Below are 13,561 nucleotides of genomic sequence, written 5' to 3' on the forward strand. Positions count from 1 at the left end.
CCATGAGGGCATCGGGATGACTGCGGCGGACGTGCTGCTCGCCGCGCTCGGCGCCGTTGCGCTGGGTGCCGGCCTGCTGGTCGTGACGACCCGGCACGTGGTCCGGGCCGGGCTGTGGCTGGTCGTCACGCTGGGCGCGGTCGCCGGGCTCTATCTCGTGCTGTCCGCGGAGCTGCTCGCGTGGGTCCAGGTGCTGCTCTATGTCGGCGCCGTGGTGGTCCTGCTGCTCTTCGCCGTGATGCTGACCCGGGCGCCGATCGGCGCCAGCGACGACCTCGACCGGGTCCGCTGGCCCGGCGCACTCATCGGGGCCGGCGCCGGCGCCGGCCTGGTGGCACTCTTCGCCGACGCGTTCCACTGGAGCCGGGTCGGGCTGCCCGCGCCCGGCACCGCGGAGGCGATCGGCGGGGCCGTGTTCCGGACCTGGGTGCTGCCGTTCGAGCTGGTCTCGGTGCTGCTGCTGGCCGCGCTGGTCGGCGCGATCGTGGTGTCCCGCCCCGACGTCAGCGCCGGGCCCCGCACCGGCTCCCGCCCCGATCCGCGGGGGCGCTGATGCATCCGGTCCTGCCGTTCACGATCGCGGCGCTGCTGTTCGGCATCGGTGTCTACGGTGTCATCGTCCGGCGCAACGCGGTGCTGCTGCTGATGGCGGTCGAGCTGCTGCTCAACGCGGTGAACCTGGTCCTGGTCACCGCCGACGCGACGATCCGGTCGGCCGTGCCGCACAGCGGGCAGTCGTTCACCCTGTTCATCATCGTGCTCGCCGCCGCCGAGATCGGGGTGGGTCTCGCGCTGATCCTCCAGCTCTACCGGCTGCGCCGGTCCGTCGACGTCGAGGACCTCCCGCTCACCGAGTCCTCTCCCGACCGGGATGCGGAGGTCGCGCGGTGAAGGTCGACCTGCTCGGGCTCGCGCTGCCCCTGGTCCCGCTGGCCGCCGGCCTCGCCGGGCTGCTCCTGCGGTATCGGCGCCGCGGGATCGCCGCCGGGCTCGGCGTCGGCGCCGCGGCCGTCGCCCTGATCTGCGCGGTCGCTGTCGCCCTGCGAGGGGCACGGGAGGCCGACGCCGGGATCCTCGTCGCCGACTTCGGGCGGCTCTCCGTCACCTTCGGCACCTGGCTCGACGGCCCGGCCGGGCTCGTCGCGGTCGCCGTCGGCGTGGTCGCGCTGTGCGTGCAGATCTACTCCGTGGCCTATCTGCACGACGATGACCGCTACGCACCCTATGCCGCGCAGGTCAGCCTGTTCACCGGCGCGATGCTGCTGGTGGTGGTCTCCGGTGACCTGATCGCCCTGCTGGTCGGCTGGGAGGTCATGGGCATCTGCTCCTATCTGCTGATCGGCCACGACCGGCGGCTGCCGGAGGCGCCCCGCGCCGCGGTCAAGGCGTTCCTCGTGACCCGCGTCGGTGACGTCGGCTTCCTGATCGGCATCGTGCTGCTCGGGCTGCACGCCGGCACCTTCCGCATCGCCGACGTGGTCCACGCGGACCTGCCGGCCGGCACCGTCACCGCCGCCTGCGTGCTGCTGCTGGCCGGCGTGGCGGGCAAGAGCGCCCAGTTCCCGCTGCACACCTGGCTGCCCGACGCGATGGCCGGCCCGACCCCGATCTCCGCCCTGATCCACGCCGCGACGATGGTGGCCGCCGGTGTCTATGTGGTGGCCCGGCTCTACCCGCTGTTCGAGCGTTCCGGCGCGGCGCTCACCGTGCTCGCCGTGATGGCGTCGATCACGATGCTCCTGGGTGCCCTCGCCGCGCTCGGCCAGGACGACATCAAACGGGTGCTGGCCTGGTCGACGGTCAGCCAACTGGGGTACATGACCGGCGGCCTCGCCGTCGGCGCGCCCGACGCGGCACTGTTCCACCTGCTGACCCACGCCGCGTTCAAGGCGCTGCTGTTCCTCGCCGCGGGCGCGGTGATCCACGCCGTCGGCACCAACCTGATGGCCGCCATGGGCGGGCTGCGCAGCCGCATGCCGGTGACGTTCTGGACGATGACGGCCGGCCTCGCCGCCCTCGCCGGTGTCCCGCCGCTGGCCGGCTTCTTCAGCAAGGACTCGATCATCGAGGCCGCCTGGCACGCGGCGCGCGGCGAGTCGCTGTCCTTCCCCGGGAGTGTGCCCCTCGTCCCGATCGCGGTGCACCCGGCGGTGGCCTGGCTCGTGTTCCTCGCCACCACGCTCACCGTGCTGCTCACCGCGGCCTATGTCGTGCGCCTCTGGCGCCGCACGTTCCTCGGCGAGCCCCGCAGTGCCGCCGCCCGCGCAGGACACGAGCCGCCGTGGGCGATGCGCGGCCCGCTGCTCGTCCTCGCCGTGCCGACCGTCCTGCTCGGGTTCGTGGGCCTGTCGGCCGCATTCGCCAAGCGGCTCGGCGGCGTTCAGCCCATCGCGGAGATCGGCGCGTTCACGCTGGGGCCGCTGGTGCCGCTCGTGCTGCTGCTCGCCGGTGCCGGGCTGGCCTGGCGCCGCGACCCCGCCGCCGACCTGCCCGACACCGCGCTCACCCGGCTCCTCGCCAACGCGTTCTACCTCGATGCCGTCCAGGACGCGCTGGTCACCCGGCCCGTGACGGCCCTGGCGCGGCTCGCCCGGCGCGCCGACGAGACCGTCGTCGACGGCGCGGTCGACGCGACCGGCACCGGGGCCACCGGCGCCGGTGCGCTCCTCGCCCGCGCGCACACCGCCGGGTTGCCCCGCGCCACCGGCGCCGTCCTCGGCGGCGCGGTCGTCATCGCCGCCGCCATCGCACTGGTCGTGGGGGTGTCCTGGTGAGCACCGGTCAGACCCTGCTCCTCGCGCTGCTGATCCTGCCCGCGATCGGCGCGCTGTTCGCCGCCGCCATGCCGGCCCGGCTCGACCGCGCAGCCCGGGTCGGCGGCACCGCGTTCGCCGCCGCCACCTTCGGCACCGCCCTGTTCTTCCTGCCCGGCGCCACCACGTCCGGCACGGCCGCCATCATTCCGTGGGCGGAGATCGACGTGCCGTGGGCGCCCGACCTCAGCCTGCGCTTCCACCTCGGCGTCGACGGCATCTCCTATCCGCTCGTCGCGCTCACCAGTGCCCTGACGATGCTCTGTTGCGCGTATTGCCTCTGGCGGGTTCCGGACCCGGGCCGCGGCCGGCTCCTCGTGGCCCTGCTGCTCGTCCTCGAGGTCGGCATCATCGGCGTGTTCCTCGCCCTCGACCTGGTGCTGTTCTTCGTCTTCTTCGAGGTCGTCCTGCTGCCGATGTATGCGGTCATCGCGGTCTGGGGCGGCGCCGACCGCCGCCGCGCGGCCCGCAAGTTCGTGCTCTACACGCTCTTCGGCTCCGTGCTGCTCCTCGTCGGCGTCTTCACCGTCGTCTCCGCCGCCGGCACCGCCGACCTGGTCGCCCTCACCGACCCGGCGACCCGTCCGATGAGCAGCGGCCTGCAGCTGTTCGCGTTCGTGCTGCTCGCCGTCGCCTTCGCGGTCAAGAGCCCGCTCTGGCCGTTGCACACCTGGCTGCCCGCCGCGCACACGGAGGCCCCGACCGTCGGCTCCGTCATCCTGGCCGGCGTCCTGCTGAAGATGGGCACCTATGGTCTGCTCCGGGTCGCTGTCGGCGTCGCGCCCGAAGCCGCCGCCCGCAGCGCCCCGGTCCTCGGGATCCTGGCCACCGCGGCCATCATCGTCGGCGGCCTGGTCTGCCTCGCCCAGACGGAGCTCAAGCGCCTCATCGCCTATTCGTCCGTCGGCCACATGGGCTTCGTCCTGCTCGGCGTCGCCACGCTCACCACCACCGGCTTCCAGGCCGCCCTCATCGGCAACATCGCCCACGGCATCGTCACCGGCCTGCTGTTCTTCGTCGCGGGCGGGATCAAGGACCGCGCGCACACCGGCGACCTCGCCCAGCTCGGCGGCCTCCGCGAGACCGCACCCGCACTCAGTGGCGTCCTCGCCTTCGCCGCCATCGCCTCCCTGGGTCTGCCCGGCCTCGCCGGCTTCTGGGGCGAGGCCTTCGCCGTCTTCGCCGCCTTCGAACGCGGCGGCCCGCTCTGGATCACGCTCGGCGTCCTCGCCGCCGCCGGTGCCGCCCTCGCCGCCGCGTATTTCCTGCGCCTGCTGCGCCGGGTCACCCACGGCGCCGCGACCCCGCCGGTCGCCGCCCTCACCGCGGAGGGGCGCCTGGGCCCGGGCGAGCTGGTCGCGTGGTCCCCGCTGGTCGTGCTCACCCTCGCGGTCGGCATCGTCCCGGCCCTGGTCCTCGGCTACTCCGCCGACCCGGTCGCCGCCCTGGCGGAAGTGATCACCCGATGACCTTTTCCACATCGCCGCCGCCGGTCCCGTCGGCCCGTCCGGTGTCGTTCATGCGTGCTGCCGGCCAGTTGGTCGGCTCCGGGCCGGCTGGGGAGGTCGGGCGATGAGGATCGACCAGGTCGCGCTCCTGCCGACGTATGTCGCCGCGGCCACCGCCGTGCTCGCCCTGCTCGTCGACCTGCTCGTGCCCGGCAGGCGCGGCGCCGTCGTCGGGGCGACCGCGTTCGGCCTGGCCGCGACCGCGGCCACCGCGATCGGCGTCGGTCTCGGCCTCGGCGAGGCCGGGCGGCGCACCGCGTTCTGCGTCGGGCCCGACCAGTGCTCGCTGGTCTCGGACCCGGCAGCGGCCGCCGTGGGTGCCGCCTTCGCGGTCCTCGCCCTCGGCGCCCTCGCCCTGTCGGTGCCGCTGCTGCGCACCGGCGAGGTGCCCGTCGGCGAATACTGCTTCCTGCTCGCCTGCTCGCTGACCGGCGCGGTGGTCCTCGGCGGCGCCCGCGACCTGATCACGCTGATCGTGGCGCTCGAGACGCTGACCCTGCCGCTGTATCTGCTGGTCGGCATCAGGCGCGGCGCGGCCGCGGGTGCGTCCGCCGCCGTCACGTTCTTCGTGGTCAGCGTCGTGTCGACGGCCGTGGCCCTGCTCGGTGCCGGGCTCGTCTACACCGCGACCGGCGGCGTGCACCTCGCCGACATCGCCCACGCCGGCGCGAGCGCGCCCGAGCTGCGCCCACTGCTCAAGGTCGGCATGGTCCTGCTCCTGGCCGGCCTGGCGTTCAAGGTCGCCGCCGTCCCCGCGCACGCCTGGGCGCCGGCCACCTATGACGGCGCCCCGCTGCCGGTCGCCGCCTACCTGTCGACCGCCTCGAAGCTCGGCGGCGTCGTCGCCCTCCTCCTTGTCGGCGTGGTCGCCGGCGGCCCGGTCCTCGCCACGTCAGGACTGACCCTCGCGATCCTCGCCGTGCTCAGCATGACCGTCGGCAACCTCGTCGCCCTCCGGCAGCGGCGCATGGTCCGCCTGCTCGCCTGGTCGTCCGTGGCCCAGGCCGGTTATCTGCTCGCCCCGCTCGGCGCGCTCCTGGCGTCAGGTGGCCGCACCCCCGAAGCGATCGGGCTCGTCGTCGCGGCGACCGTCGCCTATGCCCTCTTCTACGTCGTCCTGGAGTTCGCCGCCTTCGCCGCCGTGGTCGCCGTCCGGGGCAGCACCGACGGCGGCGACGTCACCGACTACCGCGGCCTGGCCCGCCGCTCGCCGTGGGTGGCGGCGGTCCTGGTGGTCGCGTTGACCGGGCTCGCCGGCCTGCCTCCTGGCCTGGCCGGGCTGTTCGCCAAGGTGGCCGTGGTCCGCGCCCTGCTCGGCGGCGACGCGGCCTGGCTGGCGGTCGTGGTCGCGCTCAACGCGGTCATCGGCCTCGCGTATTACGTCCGCGTCGTCGCCATCCTGTTCGCCGCTCCCGCCGCCGCGCCGCTTCCGCCGGATTCCGCTGTTTCGGCTTCCGCGGGTGCGCAGGTGCGGGTCGGGTGGCCGGTCGGGGTGGCTGTCGGGGTGGCCGCGGTCCTCACGGTGCTGCTCGGAGTCGCCCCGCAGGGAGTCCTCGAGCTCGCCGCGTTCTTCCGCTGATCCCCGCCCGCCGTTTCCGTGGACCGGCCTTCGGGCTGCTGGTTGCGGTCCGCGGTTGTGGTCGTCATGACCTTCAAATATTCGCCCAAACGGCGCGGGGACTTGTGGTTCCGCCCGGCCTGGCGGCCGGGCGACAGGTTGCGTGGTCCCGGTCCGTGCCGTAGTTGCGGTGATGCCAAGCCAGGTCCGAACTCGCATGATCCAGCGCCGTTGAGGTCATCATTCGGTGGTTCTACACCGTCGTTGGATCAAGAGCCTCGGACAAATCACCTGGATCGGGGCGCGGGCATGGCCTGGTACCCGATCTTTCGATCTTGCGCGCTTGGTCGAAGGATGTGGGTGGTCGTCGGGACTACCGCGTTCAGGCAGCTCACAGCTGGCTTGGGGAAGGGGCACGGCGGCCCGCGGTGTTGTAGGAGATATGCAGCACAGGCATCTCAACGGTCTCAAGACGGCGGCCCTCCTGGGGCTGCTGACCTCGCTGATCCTGCTTGTCGGCTATTGGCTCGGCGGTAGCACCGGTCTGGTCATCGCCGTGTTCCTGTCGCTCGGCATGAATGCGTTCAGCTACTTCTACTCCGACAAGCTCGCCCTGCGCGCGATGAACGCCCAACCGGTCACCGAGGCGCAGGTGCCCGAGCTCTACGCGATGGTGCGGGAGCTGGCCACATCCGCCGGGCAGCCCATGCCCCGGCTGTACGTGAGCCCGACCATGCAGCCCAACGCCTTCGCCACCGGCCGCAACCCGAAACACGCGGCCGTCGCCGTCACGCAGGGCATCCTCGGCATCCTGACCCCGCGCGAGCTGCGCGGCGTCATCGGCCATGAGCTGTCCCACGTGTACAACCGCGACATCCTCATCTCCAGCGTCGCCGGGGCGCTCGGCGGCATGATCACGATGCTCGCGCAGCTGGCCATCTTCCTGCCGATCGGCGGATCGTCGCAGGACGACGACGGCCCTGGCATCGGCGGGCTGCTGCTGATGCTCATCCTCGGTCCGCTCGCCGCGACCGTGATCCAGCTGGCCATCAGCCGCAGCCGCGAATATCAGGCCGACGAGTCCGGCGCGCGGCTGACGGCCGACCCGCTCGCCCTGGCCAGCGCGTTGCGCAAGATTCATCGCGGCACCCAGGCGCTGCCGCTGCCGGCCGACGGCCAGCTCGCCAGCCAGGCCCACCTCATGATCGACAACCCGCTCCGGAGCGGTGGGATCGCCTCGCTGTTCTCGACCCACCCGCCGATGGAGGAGCGGGTGTCCAGGTTGGAGCAGATGGCGGGAGTCACGCACCGCTGACGCGGAAAATCTGATCGGTTGACGGGAGCCTGCCGTTAGGATCGGCAGGCTCTTCACCCGTTACCGAGATCGAGATGAGGCACGGCGTTGCGGCAGTACGCGGCGGTATGGCGGCTTCCCGGTGCGCCCGTTCTGCTGATCGTCGGGGTGCTCGCCCGGCTCGGCATCGGCATGGTCTCGTTGTCGCTGCTGTTGCTCCTGCAGCAGACCACCGGCCGATACGCGCAGGCCGCCGCCGCATGCGCCGTCTACGCGCTCGCCGGTGCGGCCGCCAGCCCGGTCGCCGGACGGCTCGCGGACCGGGTCGGCCCGGCCCCGGTGCTGATCGTCACCGGCGTCGCCCACCCGCTCGCGCTCGGGCTGCTGATCTTCGTCGCGCTGCGGGAGGCGCCGCTGCCCGTGATCGTCGGCGCGGCCGTCGTGGCCGGCGCCACGTTCCCGCCGCTGACCGCCGCAGTGCGGGGCACCTGGAACGCGCTGACCGCCGACCTGCCACACGTGCGGGTGACGGCGCTCGCGGCCGAGACGGCGCTGTTCGAGATCGTCTTCGTGGCCGGCCCGATGCTGGTCGCGCTGTGCGTCGTGCTGTGGCAGCCCGCGGTCGCGCTCGGCGCCGCCGCCGGCATCACCCTGCTCGGCACGCTGGTCGTCGCCCGTGGCCGGGCCATCCGGTCGTGGCGTCGGCACGCGGACCACACGAACGCCAGGGGCCTCGGCCCGCTGCGCGTCCCCGGCTTCGCGCCGCTGCTGGTGACCGCGCTCGCCCTCGGGTTCGCGTTCGGTGGCATGGGGGTCGCCGTGCCCGCGTACGCCACCGCGTACGTCGAACACGACCCCGAAAGCGTCGGCGGGCTGCTGCTCGGCGTGTGGGGCATCGGCAGCGCCGTCAGCGGCATCTACTTCGGCACCCGCCCGCCGGGACGCCTCGGCTGGCTGCTCGGCGGGGTGGCCGCCAGCATCCTGGTGCTCGCCGCGATGCCCAGTGCGCTGGCGCTCGGCATCGCTCTCGTCGTCGGCGGCGCCACGATCGCGCCGGCGCTCACCGTGCAGAACTCCCTCGTCGGGCAGATCGTGCCGGGTTCGATGCTCAACGAGGCCTACACCTGGCTGGTGACCGTCTCGGTGGCCTCCAGCGCGGCCGGCGTCGCCGCCATGGGCCTCGTGGTCGACCGCCCGGGCGGCGTCGTCTGGGCGTTCCTGGTGGCGGGCACCGCCGTCGGGTTCGGCGCCCTGGTGGCGGCCAACCCGCGCGGTGCGATCGCGCGGGCCGCCACGCAGGCGTCACCCATCTGAGCCCGCCACTTGCCGGTGCGGGCCCGCCACGCAGGCATCACTCAGATGAGTGATGCCGACGGCACGTCCGTGTAGGGTCACGCCTCATGGCATTGCCGATCCACGCCGTGCTGGCAGACCCCGATCACCGGGAAGTGCCCGACACCGAGATCTGTGACACCGACAGTTTCGTGCTGATCCGCGCCGAGGAGACCCCCGAGCGTCCCGAGCGGCGCCCACCGGCCCGCCGGGACTGACGCGTCACCGGTAGTTGGTGAACTGCAGCGCGATCCCGAAGTCCTCGCCCTTGAGCAGCGTGATGACCGCCTGCAGGTCGTCCTTCTTCTTGCCGGTCACGCGCAGCTGATCGCCCTGGATCTGCGCCTGGATGCCCTTCGGCCCCTCGTCGCGGATCTTCTTGGAGATCTCCTTCGCCTTGTCCGACTCGATGCCCTGGACGATCTTGGCGTCGATCTTGTACGTCTTGCCGGACGCGCGCGGCTCGCCCGCGTCGAGTGACTTGAGCGAGATGTTGCGCTTGACCAGCTTCTCCTTGAAGACCTCGAGCGCTGCGACCACGCGCTCCTCGGTCTCCGCCTGGAGGCTGACCGTCTCCTCCCCGGCCCACTTGATCTCAGCGCCGGTGCCGCGGAAGTCGAACCGCTGCCCCAGCTCCTTGTCGGCCTGGTTGAGCGCGTTGTCGACCTCCTGCCGGTCGACCTTGCTGACGATGTCGAACGAGGGTGCCGAAGCCATGGCAGATGCTCCTGAGATGCGGTCGGTTGGCGGTTGCGGGCGTGCCGAGGGTACCCGTTTGCGTTGCCCCCGGGGCGTACCGCTATTCTGGCTTCCGCCAGGCGGGTTGCCCGAGCGGCCAATGGGAGCGGACTGTAAATCCGTCGCGAAAGCTACAGAGGTTCGAATCCTCTACCCGCCACAACCTGGCAAAACAGCCCCCCACCAGGGAGAACCCGGTGGGGGGCTGTCCTGTTGCGGTCCAGTCATGTCCAGCCGTAGCCAGCCGTCCACGGCCACGTGCGGAGAATACGCGGAGAAATTTCGCGCAAGATCAGGCCGCGTCGTCCCTGCTCACGTCCCGTTCGTCCCCGCCCATTGCGTCCTCGATGCGGCGCCGCGCAGAGGCACCCTGCCCCACGATGCACTTCGCGTACACCCGCAGCAGCACAGCCACGCTGTGGCCCGCCCACTCGGCGACCTGCGGCGCCGGAACACCCGCGTTCAGCCAGGTCGACACTGCGGCGTGTCGGAGGTCGCACGGCACGCCCGGTCTCGACCCGTGGCCAAGGACGGCCACTGCGACACCGAGGGCCGCGACTACGACACGATCGTCAAGACCGCGCTCATCATCCGGCCGGCCCTCGTCGACCCGGACGCCTGGCTGCGTGATGTCGAGGCGTACGGCCGGCTTGGCATCACCGAGGTCATGACGATGCCGGACCGGCACCCGGTCGAGTTCGCCAACGGCATCGCCAAGGAGATTCTTCCCCGGTTGCCGTGAGGGTCTATCGGGCGGCGCGCAGTCATCGCCGTCGCTATTCTGACCCCGTCCGTCCCGGGAGATCCGGGGCGGTAACGGGGAGGAAGACAATTGCATCGCATCAGAAGGGCGCTGCCGTACGTGGCAGCGCTGTCGATCGGGCTCGCCACCGCAGTGGTGGCCGGAGCCCAGCCCGCATCCGCCGTCCAGACGATGATCACGCCTGCGACCTGGGCCTACACCGAGGCTCAACAGCCGAGGACCGCGTTCGTCAACCCGGCGGGCGACCTGCCGATCGGCACGACCACCGACGCCGGCGGCGTCACCCACACCCGGCGCTCCTACTTCACCTATGACCTCACACGCTTCAAGGGCAACAGCCTCAGCAACGCCGACCTGTCGGCACTCATCACGCCCGACGCCGCCTGCACGACGTCGGTGCAGCTCGAGCTGTGGCGCACCGGGAAGCTCAACCAAACGCCCACCTGGCGCAACGCGCCGACGGAGTTGGAGCTTGTCCGGCAGTGGCCGCGCGGCTGCGACGGCTGGTTCGTGGACACGAGCCTGACCGACGTCGTGACCGCCGCGAGGGCACGCGGCGATCGGACGCTCACCTTCGAACTGCGCGTGGCGCAGGCCGACGAGGCGGTGGCCGGATCCGGGTTCCTCATCACGAAGCCGGAAACCCTTGTCACCCACAACGCCATTCCGGTCGTGCGCAATCCTGGCCTGGAGCGCGACGGCCGCTGCGGCACACTCGAGCGCCCCCGGCCGGCCAACCGCGGTGCCCAGGTCGGCGTGACCGTGACCGACGCCGACCCCCCGACCGCCATGGTCGTCACGTTCGCCTGGTGGCCGGTCGCCGCGCCGGACCAGCGACACGAGACGAGAGAGGGCGGTGCGCAGGGCTATGCGCGGACCTACCTCATGTTCGGTGACCTCGCCGAGGGCACCGTGGTCGCCTGGGCCGCGCGGGCCTACGACGGCACCGACACCTCGGCCTGGTCGAAGACCTGCTATCTGGTGATCGACCTGACCCCGCCGACGACCACGGCGCTGATCAGTTCGACCGACTACCCGCAGGACGGCGAGCCGCACGGCGGGATGGGCGAGCCGGGCACATTCACCCTCGACGCGCGGGGCGACCGGGACGTCATCGGGTTCATGTACTTCAACAGTTCCGGCGACCGGCGGTGGGTCTATCTCGACCAGCCGGGCGGCACCACGACGGTCACGTATGTCCCGCAGGATCCCACCCCGGCGTTCGAGGTGGCGACGATCGACCTGGCGGGCAACGAGGGCGTCTCGACGTTCTACGAGTTCCTGGTCAACTTCTAGGAGTGTCCCCGGTGTCCCCCGAGTCCCCGAACAGGCCGTGGGCAGGGAAAATGCAACATCATCTCGGGGACACCTCGGGGATACCTATCTCTGTCGTGTCCCCGGGAGAGTAAATCCGTCGCGAAAGCTACAGAGGTTCGAATCCTCTACCCGCCACTGGCACGACAAAGAGGGCCGTTACCAGGGGAAACCCCGGTAGCGGCCCTCTCGTGTCGGTCCCACTCGGTCTCACCTGGACCAGCCGAAGCTCGCCCGTCGCGGCGAATGCGCGGCAAAGTTTCGCCCCGATCAGCCCTCGGCCGGCGGGTCGGCCTCGTCGGCGTCGTCCTGGACCTCGGCATCACGTCGTCCTGGTCCTCGCCGTCACTGAGGGACGGTGTAGCCGTCCACTGGCGCCGGGTCGTCCGCGGGTCGTGGATCGGCCGCCGTCCAGGGCTGCCAACCCTGATACGGGGGGTGGCTGGCCGGTCGCAGGAACCGCTCGCTGCGCGGGTCGGCCAGCCCGGCGAACCCGCCGAGGGTCGCCGTGATGCCGGCCACGGCGGTCACGAGCATCAGCGTGCCGATCAGCTTGAGGTCACTGCCGATGAAGAAGTCGTGGCGCAGGCCGGCGGCGGTGGTACGGGTGGCCTGGTACAGGGACAACATCTGCAGGATCAGCAGCAGCACCCCGGCGATCCGGGCGATGTGCGTCCAGTTCGGCCAGCCGTGCCCGGCGACCCACGCCGCGAGGCACGCGCCGGCGGCCGCGACAGCGATCGCGCCGGTGCCGGCCAGGATGATGAGGCCGGCAACGCTGGCGAAGTCCGCCAGGCCGCCGGTCGCCAGGCCGTCGCTGATCAGGATGACGGGCCCGGCAAGACCGAGCACGCCGGCCATCGCGAACCGTGATACGCCGGCCCGCAACGGTGCTGGCGGCCCGGTCCGGCCCGCCGGCTCGATGCCGGCCCGGTCGGTGCCGGTCGCCGCGAACGCCTGGCGGGCGGCCGGAACGCCGAGGCTGACCGCCGCCCCGGTCAGCGCGATCATGGCCACCAGCACGCCGAGCACACCGACCCACGCCGGCAGGCCGATCCGCACGACGAAGTCCCACCCGCCCAGCAGGCGCCCGCGATTGACGTACAGCACCAGGGTCACGACGGACCCGACGCCGCACAGCCACACCAGCGCGGCGCGCCCGGCGTCCCGGCCCGCCAGCGCCAGCCCCGCGCACACCAGCAATCCCGCCACCAGCAGGGTCGCCGGCAGCATGGCCTCGAGCGTGCTGGCGGCGAGTAAGGCATTGACCTCGTCGGCGGGGAGATCGGGGTCGAGGTCCTGGACCATGTATGCGTGGGTGTCCCGGGCGCCGATGTAGGTGCCGTAGAGCAGGACCGCCAGGCCGAGGACGGCGAGCCCAACCGCGGTCAGCCCGAGGGCGACCGGGGTGTGAGATGTGCGGGACATCCGCGCACGGTACAACCCGCGAGGGTGCCTGCTGTCCCGGCATATGTCGCCACGCTACCGGTTGAGTCCCGCCCCGAGGTCCCCGAAATTGTCGTACACCCGTTCTAAGATGTACTCATGAATGAGCGGCAGTGGTGGAACGGGCGGTGGTCCCGGCTCGTGCGGCGGGACGTCTTCGTGCGCAACGCGGCCGACGGCCGGTGGCAGGTGGAGCTCCGGCGCGGGGGGCCCGAGGGGCGGCTGCGGGTGCGGTCGTTCGGCTCCGAGCAGGACGCGATCGGTTGGATCGAGTCGGCCGTGGTCGACCCGGAGGCCGGCTGGCGCGAGATCCGCGAGGCGACGATCCTGTCCGTCAGGAAGCGTCGAGCGTCCAGATCTGACGCCTCGCGCCGCAGAAAAGTTGCGCAAGACCTGGATCGGGCGGGCTGATATAGCCGGACCGCCACTGTCGGAATCGGCCGAAAGGTCGATTCTTACGCACGCGCGCGTCATCCTCGCCGCCGCACTGTTGGTTGCTGCGTTGACTGTGGCAGGATCGTGGGTATCCATACGGGACCCTGATGTCACTGCGATCGCATGGGAGCGACAGATGCGAGACACGACGCTTGGTCGGTGGATGACGCGCTTGGCGGTGACGGTCGGCGTGGCAGTCGCAGCCCTCGGCTTGTCGGCCACCGTGGCCCAGGCAAGCGTCACAGACAGTGAGGCGTCCCCGGTGAAGCTGGCCAGCGTCGTTCGCGGGTTCCAGGTGAGCACCGAGCCCGTCTACGTCACCGAAAGCTGGGACTGGAACTAGTCAGGATCGAATCTCCG

General features: G+C 71.7%; 14 protein-coding genes, 1 tRNA gene and 1 pseudogene. 13 read left to right on the forward strand and 3 right to left on the reverse strand.

Annotation, left to right across the window (positions count from 1 at the left end; genetic code table 11):
• Window positions 1-16 precede the first annotated feature (16 nt).
• The 8 genes from ACFPIJ_RS49135 (at window position 17) to ACFPIJ_RS49170 (ending at window position 8,723) form a co-directional block, all read left to right on the forward strand.
• Window positions 17-553: an NADH-quinone oxidoreductase subunit J family protein gene (locus ACFPIJ_RS49135; RefSeq protein WP_380126411.1), complete on the forward strand. Its 537-nt coding sequence runs from the start codon at window positions 17-19 to the stop codon at window positions 551-553.
• A complete protein-coding gene (gene nuoK / locus ACFPIJ_RS49140; RefSeq protein WP_203845054.1) occupies window positions 553-891 on the forward strand; it encodes an NADH-quinone oxidoreductase subunit NuoK in 339 nt (112 codons plus the stop codon). Before ACFPIJ_RS49135 ends, nuoK begins: the two co-directional genes overlap by 1 nt.
• Window positions 888-2,774, forward strand: coding sequence for an NADH-quinone oxidoreductase subunit 5 family protein (locus tag ACFPIJ_RS49145; RefSeq protein ID WP_380126412.1), 1,887 nt, complete (start codon window positions 888-890; stop codon window positions 2,772-2,774). The genes nuoK and ACFPIJ_RS49145 overlap by 4 nt, the downstream gene beginning before the upstream one ends.
• Window positions 2,771-4,282, forward strand: coding sequence for a complex I subunit 4 family protein (locus ACFPIJ_RS49150; RefSeq protein WP_380126413.1), 1,512 nt, complete (start codon window positions 2,771-2,773; stop codon window positions 4,280-4,282). Before ACFPIJ_RS49145 ends, ACFPIJ_RS49150 begins: the two co-directional genes overlap by 4 nt.
• Window positions 4,283-4,385: 103 nt before the next feature.
• Window positions 4,386-5,900 carry an NADH-quinone oxidoreductase subunit N gene (locus ACFPIJ_RS49155; RefSeq protein WP_380126414.1) on the forward strand — a complete coding sequence of 505 codons (1,515 nt, stop codon included), beginning with the start codon at window positions 4,386-4,388 and terminating at the stop codon, window positions 5,898-5,900.
• Between the two features lie 421 nt (window positions 5,901-6,321).
• Window positions 6,322-7,194 (forward strand): zinc metalloprotease HtpX, encoded by an 873-nt coding sequence (gene htpX, locus ACFPIJ_RS49160; RefSeq protein WP_380126415.1) that lies wholly within the window; start codon window positions 6,322-6,324, stop codon window positions 7,192-7,194.
• Window positions 7,195-7,281: 87 nt separating this feature from the next.
• On the forward strand, window positions 7,282-8,487 hold the full coding sequence (locus ACFPIJ_RS49165) for an MFS transporter (protein ID WP_380126416.1): 1,206 nt from the start codon (window positions 7,282-7,284) through the stop codon (window positions 8,485-8,487).
• 86 nt (window positions 8,488-8,573) lie between these two features.
• Entirely contained in the window at window positions 8,574-8,723 is a 150-nt protein-coding gene (locus ACFPIJ_RS49170; RefSeq protein WP_380126417.1) for a hypothetical protein, read from the forward strand.
• Window positions 8,724-8,727: 4 nt separating this feature from the next.
• On the opposite strand, the gene ACFPIJ_RS49175 is transcribed toward ACFPIJ_RS49170, so the two are convergent.
• Window positions 8,728-9,222, reverse strand: coding sequence for a YajQ family cyclic di-GMP-binding protein (locus tag ACFPIJ_RS49175; protein ID WP_203845059.1), 495 nt, complete (start codon window positions 9,220-9,222; stop codon window positions 8,728-8,730).
• A gap of 100 nt (window positions 9,223-9,322) precedes the next feature.
• Between ACFPIJ_RS49175 and ACFPIJ_RS49180 the strand changes: the two genes are divergently transcribed.
• Window positions 9,323-9,403 (forward strand) — tRNA-Tyr (locus ACFPIJ_RS49180).
• Between the two features lie 132 nt (window positions 9,404-9,535).
• On the opposite strand, the pseudogene ACFPIJ_RS49185 reads toward ACFPIJ_RS49180, so the two are convergent.
• Window positions 9,536-9,745 (reverse strand): annotated as a pseudogene (locus tag ACFPIJ_RS49185) (hypothetical protein); the annotation flags it as partial.
• A gap of 18 nt (window positions 9,746-9,763) precedes the next feature.
• Here ACFPIJ_RS49185 and ACFPIJ_RS49190 point away from each other — a divergent pair.
• Window positions 9,764-9,985, forward strand: a complete 222-nt coding sequence (locus ACFPIJ_RS49190) for a hypothetical protein (RefSeq protein ID WP_380126418.1) — start codon at window positions 9,764-9,766, stop codon at window positions 9,983-9,985.
• A 90-nt stretch (window positions 9,986-10,075) separates the two neighbouring features.
• Window positions 10,076-11,302, forward strand: a complete 1,227-nt coding sequence (locus ACFPIJ_RS49195) for a hypothetical protein (RefSeq protein WP_380126419.1) — start codon at window positions 10,076-10,078, stop codon at window positions 11,300-11,302.
• A 363-nt stretch (window positions 11,303-11,665) separates the two neighbouring features.
• Here the strand turns inward: ACFPIJ_RS49195 and ACFPIJ_RS49200 are convergent, their stop codons facing one another.
• Window positions 11,666-12,748 carry a hypothetical protein gene (locus ACFPIJ_RS49200; protein WP_380126420.1) on the reverse strand — a complete coding sequence of 361 codons (1,083 nt, stop codon included), beginning with the start codon at window positions 12,746-12,748 and terminating at the stop codon, window positions 11,666-11,668.
• A gap of 117 nt (window positions 12,749-12,865) precedes the next feature.
• On the opposite strand from ACFPIJ_RS49200, the gene ACFPIJ_RS49205 reads away from it, so the two are divergent.
• On the forward strand, window positions 12,866-13,177 hold the full coding sequence (locus ACFPIJ_RS49205; protein ID WP_380126421.1) for a hypothetical protein: 312 nt from the start codon (window positions 12,866-12,868) through the stop codon (window positions 13,175-13,177).
• A gap of 160 nt (window positions 13,178-13,337) precedes the next feature.
• Window positions 13,338-13,544 (forward strand): hypothetical protein, encoded by a 207-nt coding sequence (locus ACFPIJ_RS49210; RefSeq protein WP_380126422.1) that lies wholly within the window; start codon window positions 13,338-13,340, stop codon window positions 13,542-13,544.
• The last annotated feature ends 17 nt before the right edge of the window (window positions 13,545-13,561 follow it).

It is taken from the genome of Dactylosporangium cerinum (genome assembly GCF_042653625.1).
Taxonomy (GTDB): domain Bacteria; phylum Actinomycetota; class Actinomycetes; order Mycobacteriales; family Micromonosporaceae; genus Dactylosporangium; species Dactylosporangium cerinum.